Origin of the sequence: Streptomyces sp. NPDC001407, from assembly GCF_042895325.1 — a bacterium.
Taxonomy (GTDB): domain Bacteria; phylum Actinomycetota; class Actinomycetes; order Streptomycetales; family Streptomycetaceae; genus Streptomyces.
Genome location: NZ_JBIAWF010000042.1, coordinates 1 through 16,751 on the forward strand (window position 1 = coordinate 1; position 16,751 = coordinate 16,751).

General features: G+C 71.2%; 17 protein-coding genes. 6 read left to right on the forward strand and 11 right to left on the reverse strand.

Features of this window, described 5'->3' with window-relative positions:
• The first annotated feature begins 735 nt into the window (after positions 1 to 735).
• On the forward strand, positions 736 to 1,494 hold the full coding sequence (locus ACFY1P_RS33690) for a hypothetical protein (RefSeq protein WP_390752799.1): 759 nt from the start codon (positions 736 to 738) through the stop codon (positions 1,492 to 1,494).
• Positions 1,491 to 1,964, forward strand: coding sequence for a helix-turn-helix domain-containing protein (locus ACFY1P_RS33695; RefSeq protein WP_390752800.1), 474 nt, complete (start codon positions 1,491 to 1,493; stop codon positions 1,962 to 1,964). The genes ACFY1P_RS33690 and ACFY1P_RS33695 overlap by 4 nt, the downstream gene beginning before the upstream one ends.
• A gap of 1,169 nt (positions 1,965 to 3,133) precedes the next feature.
• Here ACFY1P_RS33695 and ACFY1P_RS33700 read toward each other — a convergent pair.
• The 7 genes from ACFY1P_RS33700 to tpg (ACFY1P_RS33730) form a co-directional block, all read right to left on the reverse strand.
• Positions 3,134 to 3,652 (reverse strand): hypothetical protein, encoded by a 519-nt coding sequence (locus ACFY1P_RS33700; RefSeq protein ID WP_390752801.1) that lies wholly within the window; start codon positions 3,650 to 3,652, stop codon positions 3,134 to 3,136.
• A gap of 17 nt (positions 3,653 to 3,669) precedes the next feature.
• Complete coding sequence (locus ACFY1P_RS33705; RefSeq protein ID WP_390752802.1) at positions 3,670 to 3,942, reverse strand: hypothetical protein; 273 nt, start codon at positions 3,940 to 3,942, stop codon at positions 3,670 to 3,672.
• Positions 3,942 to 4,175 carry a hypothetical protein gene (locus ACFY1P_RS33710; protein ID WP_390752803.1) on the reverse strand — a complete coding sequence of 78 codons (234 nt, stop codon included), beginning with the start codon at positions 4,173 to 4,175 and terminating at the stop codon, positions 3,942 to 3,944. The genes ACFY1P_RS33705 and ACFY1P_RS33710 overlap by 1 nt, the downstream gene beginning before the upstream one ends.
• Positions 4,176 to 4,586: 411 nt before the next feature.
• Positions 4,587 to 4,874 (reverse strand): hypothetical protein, encoded by a 288-nt coding sequence (locus tag ACFY1P_RS33715; protein WP_390752804.1) that lies wholly within the window; start codon positions 4,872 to 4,874, stop codon positions 4,587 to 4,589.
• A 15-nt stretch (positions 4,875 to 4,889) separates the two neighbouring features.
• On the reverse strand, positions 4,890 to 5,228 hold the full coding sequence (locus ACFY1P_RS33720; protein WP_390752805.1) for a hypothetical protein: 339 nt from the start codon (positions 5,226 to 5,228) through the stop codon (positions 4,890 to 4,892).
• Positions 5,229 to 5,726: 498 nt separating this feature from the next.
• Positions 5,727 to 6,515 carry a hypothetical protein gene (locus tag ACFY1P_RS33725; protein ID WP_390752806.1) on the reverse strand — a complete coding sequence of 263 codons (789 nt, stop codon included), beginning with the start codon at positions 6,513 to 6,515 and terminating at the stop codon, positions 5,727 to 5,729.
• 103 nt (positions 6,516 to 6,618) lie between these two features.
• Positions 6,619 to 7,209, reverse strand: coding sequence for a telomere-protecting terminal protein Tpg (tpg, locus tag ACFY1P_RS33730; protein WP_390752807.1), 591 nt, complete (start codon positions 7,207 to 7,209; stop codon positions 6,619 to 6,621).
• A 135-nt stretch (positions 7,210 to 7,344) separates the two neighbouring features.
• Between tpg (ACFY1P_RS33730) and ACFY1P_RS33735 the strand changes: the two genes are divergently transcribed.
• Entirely contained in the window at positions 7,345 to 8,622 is a 1,278-nt protein-coding gene (locus ACFY1P_RS33735) for an endonuclease domain-containing protein (RefSeq protein WP_390752808.1), read from the forward strand.
• 129 nt (positions 8,623 to 8,751) lie between these two features.
• Here the strand turns inward: ACFY1P_RS33735 and tpg (ACFY1P_RS33740) are convergent, their stop codons facing one another.
• Positions 8,752 to 9,309 carry a telomere-protecting terminal protein Tpg gene (gene tpg / locus ACFY1P_RS33740; protein ID WP_390752809.1) on the reverse strand — a complete coding sequence of 186 codons (558 nt, stop codon included), beginning with the start codon at positions 9,307 to 9,309 and terminating at the stop codon, positions 8,752 to 8,754.
• A gap of 9 nt (positions 9,310 to 9,318) precedes the next feature.
• Complete coding sequence (gene tap, locus ACFY1P_RS33745; RefSeq protein ID WP_390752810.1) at positions 9,319 to 11,556, reverse strand: telomere-associated protein Tap; 2,238 nt, start codon at positions 11,554 to 11,556, stop codon at positions 9,319 to 9,321.
• A gap of 469 nt (positions 11,557 to 12,025) precedes the next feature.
• Between tap and ACFY1P_RS33750 the strand changes: the two genes are divergently transcribed.
• Positions 12,026 to 12,238, forward strand: coding sequence for a DUF4179 domain-containing protein (locus tag ACFY1P_RS33750; RefSeq protein WP_390752811.1), 213 nt, complete (start codon positions 12,026 to 12,028; stop codon positions 12,236 to 12,238).
• Between the two features lie 148 nt (positions 12,239 to 12,386).
• Here the strand turns inward: ACFY1P_RS33750 and ACFY1P_RS33755 are convergent, their stop codons facing one another.
• Positions 12,387 to 13,886 (reverse strand): hypothetical protein, encoded by a 1,500-nt coding sequence (locus ACFY1P_RS33755; RefSeq protein ID WP_390752812.1) that lies wholly within the window; start codon positions 13,884 to 13,886, stop codon positions 12,387 to 12,389.
• A gap of 228 nt (positions 13,887 to 14,114) precedes the next feature.
• On the opposite strand from ACFY1P_RS33755, the gene ACFY1P_RS33760 reads away from it, so the two are divergent.
• Positions 14,115 to 14,516: a DUF4357 domain-containing protein gene (locus ACFY1P_RS33760; protein WP_390752813.1), complete on the forward strand. Its 402-nt coding sequence runs from the start codon at positions 14,115 to 14,117 to the stop codon at positions 14,514 to 14,516.
• A 97-nt stretch (positions 14,517 to 14,613) separates the two neighbouring features.
• Positions 14,614 to 16,434 (forward strand): zeta toxin family protein, encoded by a 1,821-nt coding sequence (locus ACFY1P_RS33765; protein WP_390752814.1) that lies wholly within the window; start codon positions 14,614 to 14,616, stop codon positions 16,432 to 16,434.
• Here the strand turns inward: ACFY1P_RS33765 and ACFY1P_RS33770 are convergent.
• On the reverse strand, positions 16,401 to 16,682 hold the full coding sequence (locus ACFY1P_RS33770) for a hypothetical protein (RefSeq protein ID WP_390752815.1): 282 nt from the start codon (positions 16,680 to 16,682) through the stop codon (positions 16,401 to 16,403). The genes ACFY1P_RS33765 and ACFY1P_RS33770 overlap by 34 nt on opposite strands.
• Between the last annotated feature and the right edge of the window lie 69 nt (positions 16,683 to 16,751).

Here is a 16,751-nt window from a genome sequence, read left to right on the forward strand (position 1 = left end):
GGGGGTCGCTCGTTCGTGTCGGGTTCCAGTGTAGCGGGTGCATCAGGATGATGCAGCATGTACCGTTGGCGAAAACACCAGACACCCCCCAACCAGCCGGACGGGGCGCGCTTTTTGAGAGGGCATCAGCCCACGTATTCGGTACTGGACTCAGGCGAGGAATCACGAATTGAGAAGTTGTGGGCCTCAGCCAGAGAACGGTACCTCCGATATCGGAATGCCGAAATTCCGGCGTACGGAGGTACCGGAGCCGAACGGCCCCCCAGGGCCGGGCGGCGGAACCCGCCACGGAGGCCAGCCCCGCTTGCTGGTGCTTGTTCGTCACGGTCGGCACCGCCCGAGACTCAGAGCCGCTGGTGCCGCCCACGGCCTGCGCGGGCCCACGGGCCCGCACGCGAAGCCGCCTCAGCCACAAGGGGTCCGGCCGGCGGCTGCGGGTTGACCTCAGCCACCTAATACCTACGCAGATCAAGAAACCGCTGGTCAGCGGGCTGTACATCCGTCGATCTGTCACCCCAGGAGGTACACAACGCCTGAGATGTGTACCTCCTGAGTAGTCACATCGACGGCCAAACGTCAGCCTGGCCGACAGTTTTAGGCGGGAAACGTCAGCCAGGCCGACATTCGCGACAGCGTTCCGTTGAGCGGTCCGCCGTCGCGTGCAGGGGGGAGATCTGTCCCCCCTGGGGGGACACAACACGCCGGAACGTCAGCCACACCGACATATTTGTCGGTGTGGCTGACATAATGCTGGCGTCCAAGATCAGCGAAGTGGAGAGCAGCCTCGTGACACCCGAGCCACAGCGCCGCCGTCCCGCACCGAAGCGCGCGCCGCGCCGTACGGAGCTGCCCCTCGGTGACGAGATCCAGGCGTGGTCCAAGCCGGTGCAGCCGGTTGAGGACCTCGACTCGGTCGCTCGCCGCTACCCGCGCCGGAAGCTCTCGCTCAGCAGCGAGCGCAAGCCGATGGAGTTCTACGACACCCCGGAGCGCCCCAAGGCGTTCTCCATGGACTCGCTGGAGTTCTTTTTCCTGATCGCGCAGTACTTCCGCGAGGCCCTGCCGCTGCGGCTGATCCTGCTGTTGATCGCCTGTCAGAAGGCCGGCGGCCAGATTCGGCTGACGCAGGAGGAGATGGCGACGGTCCTGGACGTGCCCCGCGCGAAGATCAACGAGGCGCTCCAGGAGGTCATGAGCCATGGCATCGTCTTCAAGGTGCGCCGTGGCGTCTACCAGTTCAACCCGCCCTACTCGTACCGTGTAGCGGAGTTCATCCCGGGCACGGAGCTGATCGAAGCCGAGTACGTGCAGGTCGACCAGGACAAGACGATCGCGAAGATCCGCAGGGACGAGAGCTTGCCGGATCTGGTGCGGTTCCCGTCGCTGGAGCACATGCGCGAGGCGATCGAGGAACTGCGCAAGAAGCGGGCCGAGGAACGCGCTGCACGCCGACTGGCCCGTGCGCAGCGCCAGGAGGAGGGATCAGCCCAGTGAGTACCTTGAAGTGGTCGGCGACCAATGCCGACGGTCTTCTCGCCGACTTGGACCTGCCGCCCGCCGCCTATCGGGCGCTGCTGAAGCTCCGGGCGCGCAGCGAGGCCGGCGGCCGTATCGCGATGGACCAGGCCACCCTCGGTGAGCTGCTCGGGCTCAGCCGCCCCAGCGTGAACGCCGCCCTGCGGGAGCTGGAGCTGGCCAGGCTCGTCAAGAAGGTCCGCAACGGCGTCTACCAGATCAACCCGATGCTGGCCGGCTACAACTCCCCCGAGGACGCCGTGGACGCCGTCAAGGCGATGCCCAAGGCGGACCGGCTGGACAGCAAGACCTACGTGGCGGACTACCACCGGGCCGTCGCCGCCTACCAGGACCAGCTTGCCGAGCAGCGCAAGAAGCGCGCGGCCGCCGCCGCTGCCAAGAAGGCCGCGGCCGCCAAGAGGCGCGGCTCGCTGCACGCCGTCAGCTAACCCGCCGGGCACCCTCGTACGGACATCGGCGCTGCACCCTCCACAGGTGCAGCGCCGATCGCATTCCCGGTGTCGGTGCCGACACCGAAGGTCCCCGTCTGGGTGGACAAAGGTTCCGCAATGCGAGGCCAAAACGGATCGTCACCAGCTCGGTCGGCGTAGATGGGGCGATCGGAGCCGCGCGGCTCGCAGCGAGAGGGCGATAGCACCAGGTGAACTGGTTGTTCTGGAGCAGCAGAGCAACGGGACGGTGGCGCTGCTGCCACAGAACCGTGGCAGCAGCGCCGCGAAACGACGGCTTCGGTCAGCGGAGGCTGACTGCGTGCTGCGGTTGTGCGTGTAGCAGCGGCGGCCCGGCACGCCCATGGCAGCAGGAGCGAACGCGCGGGCTCTGTGGATGCAGCAGGCGTCCGCTGCATGGTGAAGGCGGCCTTGCTACACGAGCAGCACCCGTGTGCCGGCCCGGGCTGTGCGAATGCAGCGCTGCATCGTGGCGAGCCTCCTGCTGCACCCCGGCCGGACAGCAGCAGGGCGAGCAGCAGGAACGTCTTGACCCTTCACGGCCGGGAGCAGCAGGGGCAGCAGCGTGCAGCACGGTCGCGCTGCACCGGACTGCTGCCGAGGCTCCAGGGCGGGTCCGGTCGCGGGGCCGTCTTGCACCCCAATGTAGGTAAGTACTTGTAGTGCCTACGTGCGGGTTGTATCTCCTTCCCCCTGAGAGGAGAGCTCGGAGCCGGGAACGAGGAGACCGGAGGCGAGAAGATGCCGGAGCTCGGCTCGCTTGGCGCCGGCTCTTCCAGGTCGGCGGCACCGTGCGGGCCCGCGAGGCGCTGTACGCCCCTGTGAGCGCCCGTAGGCCCTTGATCGCCAACTGGGGGCCGGAAGGGCCTCTTGGCGCCGCAGACGCCCGTACAGCGCCTGGAAGGATCATGTGGGCGGTGTGGTGGCCGGCCACCGAGCAGGTGACGGACGGGGTGCCGTGGAAGCCGGGTGTGGGCTCGGCCGGGGCCTGCAACGCGGGGTGCAATACGCGCCTGGATCCCCTTGTGCGGGGTGTTGTCGCAGGTCAGGGCCGCAACGCGGACTCTGTTGCACCGGAGTGTTGCAGTGTCTGTTGCAGGCTTCCCGGGCGATGGGTGCAAGGGTGCAAGGCCGTGTGTAGGGCGAGGTCACAGGCGCTGGGCGAAGGTCTCGCAGTACGCGAGGGATGTCGCCGCCACGCCGAGGTCGCCCTTCGCGGCGGCCCGCCGGGCCACGTCCATCAGCGCCAGCATGTTCTGCAGCGGGCTGTCCTCGCCGACGGCCGTGGCCTGGTCGACCCGGGCCACCAGGACGCGGTCGACCTGGTCCAGGACGTCGGCCCACGCGCCGCCGTGCGCCGCCGGGTCCACTCCGGTCAGGGGCGTGAGCCACAGGTCCGCGTGCGACTGGAGCTGCTGCTCGCCGGAGCGGTAGTCGAGCACGGTGCCGCACGGCATGGAGCCGGCGTCCGCGTGGTCTGCGGCGCCGGGCCAGCCGTCGAGGTCGACGGTGTGCGCGGGGCACAGGTACGCGAGCCAGGCCGCGCCCGGCCCGGAGTCCTGTGCCGGGCCCTCGCGGAGCACGGTCGCCTGGGCCGGGCACTCCACCACCCTGCGCAGCCCTCCGAGGTCACGGTGGCCGGAGAGCTCCTGGACGATGGACGGCACCGCGGCTCCTTCGCTGGTCAGACCTCGATGTAGGCGACGACGACCACGGTGCGCAGCGCCGTGACCCAGTACAGGAGGCGTACGCGCTCGATGTCGTCGGTGTACTGGCGCAGCTGGGGGCCGGCGGTGTCGCCGGGGATCGGCTCGCCGACGTCGGGGTCGACGGAGACGACGACCAGGGCGCGGTCCAGGGCGTGGATCTCCGCCTCGCTGGTGATGGTCTCGAGCTGCTTGGCGGCGGAGTCGGAGAAGGCGATCCGGGCGCGGCGCGGGCCGTGCTGTGGGGCCATCAGGCGACGGCCGGGCGCTGCGCGGCGAGGCGGGCGAGGTGCTGCTCGCGCAGCTCCTCCCACGGGGTGCACTCGTCGGCCGATGGCAGACCGTTCGCGGCGATCTCCTCCAGGACGCCGGCGAACTGATCGGCGGCGTCCCGGGTGCGGGCGGCGTACGCGCGGACGGCATCGGCGGCCGCGGGGTCCAGCTGCTGCCGGGCGGTGTCGACGGGGGCCGGCTGTTCGCTCATCGAGGGCTCCGTAGGACGCGGAACTGGCGTGTCCCCCAACGGTATCGCCGGGCCTCACGGACGGGGACCACTCTGCAAGAACCCGCAGGTGTGGACCCAAGGACCCAGGACCCAGGTACGCGTGCGGTCGACGTTGACCAGGGAAAACGGCGGACCCAGGACCCAGGGACCCAGGTTCGGGCGTCTTGCTGGGTCCAGCGGCCGATGGCGGCGATGTCCTCCAGGACGACGGCGAACTGGTCGGCGCTCTCGCGGGTCCGGGCCGCGTACGCGCGCAGCCCGTCGGCGGCGTCGGGCTCCAGCTGCTGCCGGGCGGCGGGGGTCGGCTGTTCGCTGATCGAGGGCCTCGAGGGCGCGAACGGGCGTGTGCCACCACGGATCGGCCGCACGGCGGCCGTGGGACCGCTCCGCTCACTCGGGCACGGAGCGGGTGGCCGCGGCTCCTTCAACCTTGAGGCACCAGGGCTCGCCGGCGCACTGCCCTCCGAGGCCGGGATCGGCGCAGGTGCACTCCGGGTCGCGCTCCGTGACCTGCGTGATGCGGTAGAGCCCCGGAGTCATCTTGGCCAGGCGCAGCGCCTGTACCTTCCCGGCGGCCTCTTCGATCGAGGTGGCGTGGGTGGTGTAGATCAGGGTGGTGGCGCCGGGGTGAGACGGGTCGGTGCACCGTGCCACGACCTGGTAGTCGTGCTTCGTCATCGCTCCTGCCGGGGCTCAGGCGGGCAGGCCGGGAAGGACCTGGCCGTCGGTGATCTGGGTGCGGGCGGTCAGGGCGTGGCCGTCGCAGATCACGTAGCGGTCGCCGTTGTCGGCCTGGACGGTGTGGGTGGCCGGCTCGGTGCAGGCAGCGTCCAGCCGGTCGTACGGCCAGACGTTGAAGCACGTGAAGTCCGTGCACCAGGAGTCGAAGCCCTCGGTGGCTCGCGCGCGGGACTTGAGGGTGCCGCCGTGCTCGGGACACACGCCCCACGGCACGGTGCAGCGGCTCGGGTCGGCGGCGGTGCTCTGCAGGGCCTGGGCGTAGAGCGCGGCGGTGGCGCTGTCGGCGGTCACTCGGGGATTCTTTCGCACCGACCGGCCCGCCGGGGGACTATCCCGGCAGCTCGTACGGGGGCTCGCTCCGGGTGCCGGAGACCCCGGTCCCGGGGTGCTGCCGGGTGGCGGGGCCTGCCCGCTGGCGACACAGGTGAGCGTGTCCACCTCGGGCGAGCTACGGCTACGTTCCGTACTGCTCGCCGGAGCGCGAGAGATCAACTCTCATGTGTCACGCTCCGTCCGCGAACCCCGCCTGGAGGGGCCCACGAACTCCAAGAAGCGGACATATGGGACGCAATCGAGGCGGCGTGACACTCCTTTCGGGGAGCGTGACAGTCGGTGTCACGCTCACTCTGTGTGAGCGTGACACGGTCCACGAGCACGGTCTGCTGAAGGGGCGCAACGCGTGCTCGGTCCAGGCATGAACGGCGCCGTCGGCGAGCAGCTCCTCGTAGTGGCGGCCAACGGCACTGGACTCGCGTCAGGCTGCGACCACCTCGGGCTCCTGGGCGTGGTTCATGCCGGGCTCCCGTCGGTGTCGGTCGGCTCGGTGGCGCGGGTGAGGAACGCGGCGAGGTCGGCGGTGGCCTCGGGGTCGGCGGTCGCGAGCCGGCCGGTGAACGCCATCTGGTCGACGGCGACGCCCGGAACAAGGCGGGCGAGTTCGGCGAGCAGGGCGGCGTGGGCGAGCAGCCGTGGCGGCAGGAGGCCGACGCCGGCTTGGCGGGCGGTCGGGTCCGCGTAGTGCCCGCGGTGTGTGGCCAGGGCGTGGGCGAGCCATGCGTCGACGTCGGCCTGGACGTACGGGCCGACGCGGCGGGTGAGCTCGTCCCGGGCGGCCTCGTCGCCCTCACGGGGCTCGGTCTGCTCCAGCGTGCCCAGCTCGCGCAGCGCCTGGAGCTCCTCGGCGCGGGCGGCCACCCGCTGCGCCTCGCGGACCGCGGCTTCCCGCTCGGCGGCGGCCTCGGCGTCGGCGGCGAGCTCGGCCTGGACGACGACGTCGGTGTCCGGGTCGTACACGGTGCCCGGCGCCGCGACGGCGAGCAGCTGCCCGATGCGCTCCCACTCTGCGAGCTCCGCCGGGCCGCGGACGTCGTCGGCCAGGTCCTCGTGCCGCGAGTCTTGCCGCGCGTTGAACCGGGCGGCCTCGAGGGCGCGTGCGACGGCGTCGGCGTCCATGTCCTTCGCCCGGCGGCGCACCACCCGTCGGCCGATGCGGGCGGGGTCGACGGGCTCGCGGGGCGCGGCTACGCGCGGGGCGGGCAGACGGCGCACGGTGCGCCGGGGCGGCCAGGGCGTGGTCATCTTCGGCCTCGATTCGGAGTACGGAATCCGGAGCGGGCCACCGCCAGAGCGCTTGCGGCAGCCCGCCGAATAAGTTTTATAGCAGGCCCGGAATTCGGCCGCTTTAAAACCGGAAATCTATCGACTGGACGTGCGTGAAATCCGCACGCAGGCCAGCGGCGCGGGTGCCCCATTCCGTGAAATACGACTCGGTGATGGCCTCCGCGACGACCGGATGCAGCTCCTCCTCCGTCGCACCGGCCTCCTGCAGCTGGAGGATCTGGGCGGCGTAGTGGGGCGAGATCGCCGTGGTGATGAACCGCTCGCGGCCGTCGTCGGAGGACCCCGAGGCGGTGAACCCGAAGTAGGCACAGACGTCCACGACCATGCCGCCGGAGGTGGCCGCGCGCTCCCTCGCCTTGGCTCTGACCTGTGGCTGCCACTCCGAGGAGGTCTCTTCCACCAGGGCCTGCTGGAGCTTCTTCTGCGGAGTCGTCAGCTGCCCGGCGCGGTAGCGCTCCACTGTCCGGCGCGAGACACCCAGACGCTCCGCCAGGGTCTTCGTGGAACCCTTCACACGCGTGAGGAGGAATTTCACCTGAGCCTTTGCGGATTTCGGCGCGGACCGGGTGACGGTCGCGCGCTCCGCCCGGACAAGGGCGTCCAGGACCTTGCCACGGCGCAGGGTTGGCTGCTGCTTCTCATGATCGGTCATGCCTCCAGAGACCACGGATCGCCTGTGGACAGAGCTGAACGTTCACGCAGCCCGCGCCGTATGCACGTGCGACAAATCGTGCATATGTGCGGCATATTGGGGGTTATTGTCAGACCCCGCTGCCACCATCCGGCCATGACGCTCATCACACCGGACTACGCCCGCACCCTCTTCGCGGACCTCACCCAGAACTCCGCCGTGCCGCTGGACCCGGACGACCTCTTCCACATGGGGTCCCTGCGCCGCCACGGCCATGTCGTCATCGGCGATGTCGCACTGCGCTGCTACAAGTACAAGGCGCGCTGGCAGTACGACGAGCGCGACGTCCGCCGCGCCGCCCGCGCGTACGCGGAGTTCCGCCTGGACCTCGGCGACGTCGTAGATCTCCAGCTGCCCGCCTACCGGGACTTCGGGGAGAGGGAGCAGGATCCGGAGGTCTGGGACCGTGCCAACTGGCGGCGCCGGCTGGTGTGGTGGATGTTCGGCGAGGCCCGCCGCAAGGCCGTCGAAGAGGGGCGCTCCGACGGGGAGTGGGACGCCTGGCAGAGGGTCGGGCCGAACGGGCTCCCGGGCGGGCTGACGATGGAGGAGTTCGTGGCCGGCCGTCAGCGCTCCCGGCTCGCGCAGAACATCGCGGGCACCAAGCCCCTGACCCTGCTGTCCTGGTCGGGGGAGAACTGGCTCCTCCCCCGGGCCTACGCCGAGCTCCTGGACCGATGGGAGCATGTGGAGGAGGACCTGGTTGCCCGGGCCCGGTCCTGTTCCGGCTGCGGCGCGCAGGGGCCACGCTGGGGGAGGTGGCGGACACCGACCCCGAAGGGCTACGTCACCTTGTGCCCGCCCTGCTCGGGGGCGGCCTTCACGAGGTACCCCGGCCACCTGCGCGGCGTGCTGTACGCGTCGCTGCGCAACCGCACCACGCGTGCCGACGACTTCCTGTGCCGGCTGTGCGGGGAGAGCCGGGCGTCGGCCTGGGACCACTGCCACGAGCACGGCTTCGTACGCGGCCCGTTGTGCGGCGGCTGCAACACCGCGGAAGGCATGGGCATCCCGTACTACTTCCTCCAGCGTGAGGGGAGCGTGCTGTACCTCCTGGAGTGCCGCGGCTGCCTCGAGCGGCGCACCCTGCCGCGCCGGTTCCACACCGGGGTGGTCCGCGCTCACCTGGAGGAGACCGAACGGCACCGGCAAAGGAATGGACGGCGCTGCGAGCGACAGCCGTACGCCCGGGAGGTGGAGCACGCGAACGGGACGTACCGGTTCGAGCTGGAATGCGGCTGGCACACGACCGGCAGGTGGACAAAGGACATCACAGCGGCGGAGGTCGCCACACTCGTGCGGGCCTTCGTCGACGCAGCCCTCGCCTCGCAGGACGGCCGGCCTTCCCCCGGTGCCGGAGGAAGGCCGGGGTAACGGCGTACAGCGACGTCCGTTGAACACGGCAGAGCGTGCAGACACATCCGCCCCCTGCGGATAGCGGATACGCGAGCGAGCCCGGACCATCGACTGGTCCGGGCTCACGGGCTGTTCGGGGCACGGCTGCTAGAGCTCGAACTCCAGGTGCTCGATGTCCGTAAAACGGACCTCCTCCAAGGAGCCGGCGCGGCGGCCGTTGTCCTGGAAGTACACCTCCTTGAGCGCTTCGGCGGCGATTTCCTTGAGCTCGCGGTCGCTGGCCCCTTGCTCCTGGGCGTCGAAGAGGCGGGCGGCGTAGCGGGGCGGCAGGGCGACGGTCAGGTGCCGGAGGCGGTCCTGGTCCGTCGACCCGATCGGCGCGGTGTATCCCAGGCGGGCCTGGGTGTCGATGACGATGCCGCCGGTGGTCGCCGCCTTCTGCCGGGCCTTGGCCCGGATCTGCGGCTGCCACCGCTTCTTCACCTCGCGCTCCAGGCGCGCGGCGAGATCGGCGCGGGGCTTCTTGATCTGGTCCTTGACGTACCGCTCGACGGTGCGCTGGGAGACCCGCAGCATCTGGGCGACCGCCTTGGTGCCCTTGAGCTGCTTGACCAGGTACCGCATCTGCGCGCCCGCGCTCTTGGGCGCCGGGCGGGTGAACGCCTTCTGCACCGCGGCGTCCAGGCCGTCCCCGAACAGGCTCATCGCCCTCTCCTACTCTCCGTTGTCGACGTCGGTGACGGTGCCGTCCTTGATGTACCGGGCGAGGTTGAGCTCCGGCGCCTTGAACCGGTCCCGGACCTCTTCGCCCCACAGGACGGTCTGGGTGCCCTCGTGCTTGACCAGGCCCGGGTTGATGCCGAGCTTGAACCCGCCCGGCAGCGGCTTGCCCTCCCGGTACGGCAGGAAGTCCAGCGGCGAGGGCCCGTCGGCCGCGTAGACGACGCAGTCGGACAGGATCGCGACCGGATACTGCCCGGTGAACGCCGCGTGCTTGACGATCTTGCGGTGCAGGTTGATCCGGGTGCGGGAGATGACGGCCGCACGGATGTCCGGCCGCCACGTCGGGCGGGACAGCGCCCGCCACGGCTCACCGGACCGCCAGCCCTCGCCGCGCGGGCGCTCGCGCAGCTTGCCCAGCCCGCCCTTCACCGTCGCCTTGATCGCCGAGGTGACGATCGCCAGCTGAGGGTCATGGCTCTTGTAGCCGTCCATCGCCGCAAGGAAGTCCTCCGGCGACAGGTCAGCGTCGACACCGAGGTCGGCCATCGTGGCGAGGTAGGCGTCCCGCAGCCGGTTGTACCAGCCGTCCAGGTAGCGGCCGTTGTCGTCGCGGACGTGCGCTTCGATCGGGCGCACCTCGTAGCCCAGCTCCTGGGCATACGCGACGGTGGGCGTCGCGTACCAGGCCGGCCCCTCGGGCCGGTCGCCCTTCGGCGTGAACGGGCTGGGCAGCAGGCTGCCGTCCAGCTCCACCCACTCCTTGCCGACCTTCACCTTCGAAAGGTCGACGTGCGAGAGGTCCACCAGCCACGAGCCCGGCAGCTTCGGGTCGAACACCGGAGCCTTGACGTGCGTCGGCGCGCCAAGGCCGACGATCAGGCCGTTGGCGCCAGCGGCGAAGGCCATGTTCACGTCGATGCCGACCAGGTGCCGCAGGGTGCACTCGGCATCGGTCATCGGCCGCGCCCAGTCGTACGCCTCCTCGAACAGTTTCTCCGCCGGACCGCGCACGTGGAACCGGGGCAGGTCCTTGAGCAGCGGGTGTCCGTCGGGGGCCTCGCACGGGGCGCAGTCCACCGGGTCCTTGCCCAGTGAGCCGGGGTTGTGCTCGGAGTGCCGCTTGCCGTCGGCGTCGGGCTCGGAGGCGCGGGTCGCCGGGTGCAGGGCGGTCATCAGCTCCAGGCCGGTCACGGCGGTCGAGCCGCGCGGCGTCATCACCCGGGAGGCGTACACGCCCAGGAGCCGGGCGAGTTCCGCCGGCGGAAGCTGCCCGGCGGCGTCCCAGTGCCGGGTGTCCAGCGCGTTCCACGACAGGATGCACAACTGCACGCACCGGCGCTCCGAGCCCTTGGCGGGGCGGTAGATCCGCGCCCACGGCCCGAACCCACGCTTCGTCAGATACCAGTCGGCGCGGGTCAGCTGCTTGATGACCTTGTGGCCCTCCGGGAGCCGCCCGGCGAGCCGCTCCTCGTCGGTGAGGGCGACCGGGAGGCCGTAGCGCTCCAGCGCGGCCTCGGTGAGCACCAGCAGCGGGTCAGCGTCCTTGCCGGGACCGGACAGCTTCGGCTGCCCGAGCCTCGCCTCCTTCAGCGTCCACTCCACCAGGGACGGCAGGCTCTTGGCGGGCACGTCCAGGACCAGGCCGCCGGTGCAGTACGCCACCACCTTCCCGTCCTCGACGTCGACGACCGCCAGCGGGCCGTTTTCGAACCGCGGGTCGGCGCCGCCCGCCGGGGTTCCGGCCGGGGCCGCCTTCCGCACGCCCGGACGGCGCGACGTCGACGACGGCCTGGTGGTACGGGCCGGGCGCGACGCGGCGGCCGGAGCTGGAACGGTGACGGGAGGGGTCTGGATGTTCTCAGCGGTAGTCATGGCCACAGCCTCGGGCGCCTGCCCTGTGGACAGAGTCCGCGCTTCCGGCGACGGGCTCGCCGCGCCGGAGAACGTCTCCGGCACGGCCGTGTCCTCGTCGGTCGCGGCGAGGGCCGGAGCGGGGTAGAGCTCCGCGAGCTTGTTCAGCAGCCGGGCGTAGGCGTCGCGCTCCGGCGGACGGGGCTCGGTCTTACCGGACTCCCAGCCGGACACCGTGGCCCGGCGCACCTTCAGTGCGGTGGCCACCTCGTCGATCGTCAGGCCGTGCGCGGCGCGCAGCCGCTTGCGCTCCGCCGGCGGCGGCAGCGTGGCGCGGGACGCGAGCAGGGCGTCGACCGCATCGAACAACTCGGACATGGAGCACCTCCTGACTAACATCCTACCCCATGAACCGTACGTCGTGCGTACGTTCCCCGTACATTTCGCGTACGAATCACGCTCCTGGGTGGGGAGAGGCCAGAAGACGACGAACGGCGCCCCTACCCAGCCAGGGGCGCCGCGCCGAGAAGACACAGCCGGAGGCGGACTCAGTCCGTCGTGAACAGGTGATGTGCCGCAAACGAGAGCCGCTCGCCTGGCGACGCCGGGGAACGTGGTGGGCGCGGCGGTACCCGGGTCGGGCGTTCTCCCGGGTGCGCGCCGCCGACGGCTCCGGCCGTACCGCCGGGCTCACGCCGCCGCGGCCCCGGGCTCCTAACACTTTCGCGGAATTCGATCACACGCTGGTGCTGTCCGTCGCGACCCCGCGACGCAAAGAGGTGGAGCCGTACATCCTCCACCTCCGTAACGCCTACGTAGTTGGTGTACACCACACAGGAAGGACGACATGTCCAACGACCAGCAGTCCCGTCCCGAACCGCCGGTAGAGGACCCCGAGCGCCGCCGAGCGGCGAAGTGGACCCTCGCCGCGGCCCTCGTCTTCACCGTCGTGACGGGGGCCACCTACGTCGCCCCAACACTCTCCGGCCCGGCCGACCTGGGACTCAAGGCCGGAGCACTCGTCCTCGCCCTGGGACGGCGAACCGGCCCAGGGCGATGAGGTCGGGTCCGACGGTCGGCGCCTCGGGGGCGCCGACCGTCCACGAGCAACACCTCGATGCCAGGTTGAACACGACCTGGACAAGTGAGGGGCGGGCCCGGTGAGCTGCGCGGCGACAGCTGGCTGCGCGGCGCTCCGCAGCCCCCAGTCAGTCCTCGTACGACGACCGCGGGGGCGTCGTCATGCGGGCATGCAGCAACGCGTGGCGGGCGATCTCGGCCGGACCGGGCTTCGCCTGCTTCTCGAGCAGGGCGGTCAGGCCGCGCGGGGCCTTCCAGTGCTCGCGGAGATCGACGGCAGCTCCGAGGTCGTCCAGGAGCGTGTTGATGACGGCGGCTGCTTCGCTGGGCTTGTCGCCCCAGCCGTCGCCCCACCACAGGTGCTCGTTCGGGGTGCAGGGAGCGGGGTGGACCTGGCCGTCGCTGGTCTTGACCCACACGGTGCCGTCCAGGACGACCGAGGTGAGCTCGGCACCGGTACCGGGCAGGGCCAGTGGTGCGTAGAACCGCAGGGCGGGGGTGCCGTCCACGACGGTTCGCAGGGCTGGCGTGTCGGTCAGGGGGTCGATGAAGAAGGCGTCGACGGGCCGGTCGCCGGCGAGCGCTGCGTGGGCGGCGGTCGGGTCGCACAGGGCGAGCCGGCGGGTCCACTGCTCGGCGACCGTGCCGGGGCGCAGGGCGATTCTGGTGAGCGCGCCGAAGGGCAGCAGCCGGGGGTCGCGCGCCAGAGCGAGCTCGAGGGCGGCGACGGCGTCCGGGTGGCTGCTGGTGGCGATCGTCTTCCAGCCGGCCGTGAGGACCTGGCGGTCGTCGGCGGTGGGCAGGGGGTGCGTGCTGGTGTCGGGCCGGGCGGCGATGACGATGGGCGTGGGCCCGAAGGCCCGGCCGAAGATCTCGATGTCGTGCTCAGTGCTGCGCACGCGGTCGTTGCGCAGGTCGTTGGCCATGTCCGTCAGCGCGGCCTGCGCGGTGGCGTCGAAGGCGGGGTTCGCCGCTGCCTGGCGCAGGGTCAGCTCCCTGGTGCTGGCGGGGACTTCCGCGACGAGGGCCGGGGCGCCGGGGTGCCACTGGCGGATGAGCTGGGCGGAGCGCAGCAGGCCGGGCCACCAGGGCAGGTCCTGTCCGGCGAGCTGGGCGACGACGCCCCACTGGGCTTCATATTCGATCGTCGGGTGAGCGGTGTCGGCGGCGACGAGTGCGGGCCCGCTGAAGCTCATGTCGCCGTAGAGGGCGCAGACGGTGGTCACGCCGTCCGGGTTGCCGCGCTGCGCGAGGTCGGCGGCGACGGCGGAGGCGGCCTGGTCCTTGCTGGTGTGCACGAGGCGGATCGTGCCCAGGGCGGTGTGCCAGTCCAGTGCCGGCCCCTTCGGGGTGTCCTGGTATCCGGCCCATTTGCCCGGCGGGAGGTCGTCCGGGAGCGGGCGCAGCAGCGCCGCGCCGCGGTGCTCGAATTCGGGGGTCTTGGCGGTCCAGCGGTAGATCTCGGTGCCGTCCCAGGTCTCTTCGTCCTTCGCCGCGAACGGGCCCGGGTCCTCTTCGGGGGTGGGGAAGTCGTCGTACTTCCTGGTGATCCGCCATAAGTCGAAGGCCGTGACGCCGAGCAGGCTCTGGACCTCCGTCTTGGACAGGTAGGTGGTGGTGACGCTCATTCAGGTGTTCCTCCGCGCCTCGTATGGCTGGCCGTTCGGCCGGGCCAGCAGCGACCTACCCAGATCGCAGCGGTCATGAGCACGTTCGGGCGGAGGGGCGCCCCGGGAGCCGGATCAAAGTTCTGCTGAACTGCTGAGAATTGGAGTTGAAGCAAGTTGCTTGTTCTGCTTAAGATCGAAGTGGAAGTAAGCGGAACGGCCCTTGGGCCACCACCGGCAGGAGACCGCATGGCCACGCTCAGCATCCACTTCGACCCCGCCGTCATCGCCCGTCTCACGAGCGCGAGCGGCAACGACACCATCCACGTCACCCTCTCGCTCGGCGGCGGGTCCCCTGACGGCCCGGCCGCGCCCGTCATCCCGCATGGACCGCTCGCCGCTCTGATGCAGGCCGGGCTGCTGGCGCCGGACACCGTCCTCACCTTCCACCAGCGCCGCGCCAACCGGTCGGGCCGCGCCGTCGTGACCGCCGAGGGCCAGCTCATCGTCGACGGCCACCCCTCGCCCTTCCCCTCCCCGTCGAAGGCAGCGGAAGCCGTCACGGGCAACGTCATCAACGGCTGGACCCTGTGGCATACGCCCGACGGCTCCACCCTGGACCAGCTGCGCCAGAAGCTGGACGCCGAGTAGGCAGTCCCGGCCGTTCCGCCCGCGGCATCGTCGCGCGCGGGCGGAACGGCCGTACCGGATCGGACCTATTGATCTCGAACACGGCCGGGAGACGTCGGTGGAGAAGTACGGCGAGGTGATCGCCGAGGTGATCGTGCCCGGGCTGACGGCGGGCGCGGTGACGCAGGAGCACCCGGTGGTGGTGTTCGTTCTCGGACAGGCCGGCAGTGGCAAGACGCTGGTGATGGACCTGGTGCACGCCGCCCTTGAACAGCGGGGCGGTGCGGTGAGGGTGGACCGGGACACCTACAAGGCCGTCCACCCGCACTACTCCGGCTTCCTGGTGGAGGACGTACGGACGGCCGGTGTGCGGGTGCGGCCGGAGACCTACCGCTGGCAGGCCGAGGTCGAAGCCCGGGCCCGCGCGGGCCGGTACGACGTGGTGGTGGAGGAGGCCCTGGCCGACCCCGCGTCGTGGCTCGCCACGGTGGCCGTCTACCGCAAGGCCGGCTACCGAATCGAGGTGGTCGCCCTGGCGGTGCCTGAGGCCGTGTCCCAGCTCGGTGTCCTGGACCGGTACCTGCGCCTGGCCGAAGAGGGCCGGGCCCGGTACGTGGGGTGGGACAACCACGACGCCTGCGCGGCCGCGCTGCCCGACGTGCTCGCGGACCTCGAGGCCGGGCGCCTGGCCGACCGGGTCGTCGTCGTCCGGCGCGCCGGCGAAGTCCTGTACGCCAACGACCTCACGCCCGGCGGCCGGTGGCGCCTCCCGGAAGGGGCGCGCGAGGCGCTGCTGGCCGAGCGCTCACGCCCGTGGAGCGCGGCGGAGACCGGTGTCTTCCGCCGCCAGCTCGCCGATGCCGACCGGCGCGCGCACGATGCGCGGCTGCCCGAGGACTGGTCACTGGCCGTGCGGCGCGACGCCGAGCGCGCCGCCGCCCTCGCAGAGCCACTGCGGCGCACCGCGCAGGCCCGGCGGGAAGCACCCGGCACCGACTACCACCGGCTCTCCGCCGAGGAACACCGCTGGATCTTCGACGAGCTGATCGCACCGTCCCTGCTGGCGGGCATCACGCCACAGGAGCGGCCCGTCGCGGTGTACGTGATGGGCCAGCCCGGCTCCGGCAAGACCAGCCTGACCCCGATGCTGCGCCGGGCCCTGCGGGGACGGCCGACCCGGATCAGCGGCGACGACTTCAAGGCCCAGCACCCGGACTACCTGACGTTACTCAAGGAGGAACCCCGTACGGCCAGCGTCCGGATCCGGGCCGACTACCGGGCCTGGCAGGCGATGGCCGAAGCGTACGTACGCCAGCGGCATGGTGACGTCGTCATCGAGATCGCCCCCGGCAGCGCGGCCGCTTTCGTCGAGGACGCGATGCTCTACCGGCGGGCGGGCTACCGGGTCGAACTGGTGGTCCTGGCCGTGCGGGCGGCGGACTCACGGCAGGGCACCGCGGCCCGCTACGCCGAGGTGAGCCTGCTCGGCGTTCCCGGCCGGTTCACCACTGTCTCCGGGCATGACCGCCACTTCGCGGCCCTCGCCGGTGCGGTGGAGGCGGCCGAGCAGATGGCGGTGGCCGACTCGGTGATGGTGTGGAGGCGCGACGGCACCGTCCTCTACCGCAACGACCGCACCCAGAGCGGTTCCTGGGCCCGGCCGGCGAGCGCGGTACAGGCCCTGCTCGCCGAGCAGACCCGCCCCTACACGGCCCAAGAGGCGGCACGATTCTGGGCGGTCCATCGCCGCCTGCGCGCCGCGCTGCCGCACTACCGCCGTGACGTGGAAGACATCGCCCGCCTGGCGCGACCGCTGATGCCCGAGCAACTGCGGCCGCGACGGCTTCCTGGACCCGCCGCAGTAGCCGCTCTCCCGCTGCCCCGGGACGAGGCCGACCCGTACGGCTACGCCCCCAACTCCTCCAGACGGGCCGCGTAACGGGCGTTGAGCCGGGCCATCTCCTCGCCGCCGGCTTCCTTCAGCCGCGCCTGGTCCTGCATGCACTCCCGGTGCTCGGCGAGCAGCCGCTCCAGCCTGGCGGTGTCGGGGTCGGGCGAGCGGCGCTCGGCCAGGATTTCCCGGCTGTACCAGGCGATCACCCGCCCCACCGTCTCGAAGGCGACTCCGTAGCTGACCGTGTCAGCCGACTCGGAGGAGTTCGGGGAGGGGGATGCCGGATCGTGCACGGGGGCCAACCTTCGAAGGGTGAAAAGGATCATTGTCGGCGGTGGTCGATTTCCCGTCCACTACCGGCG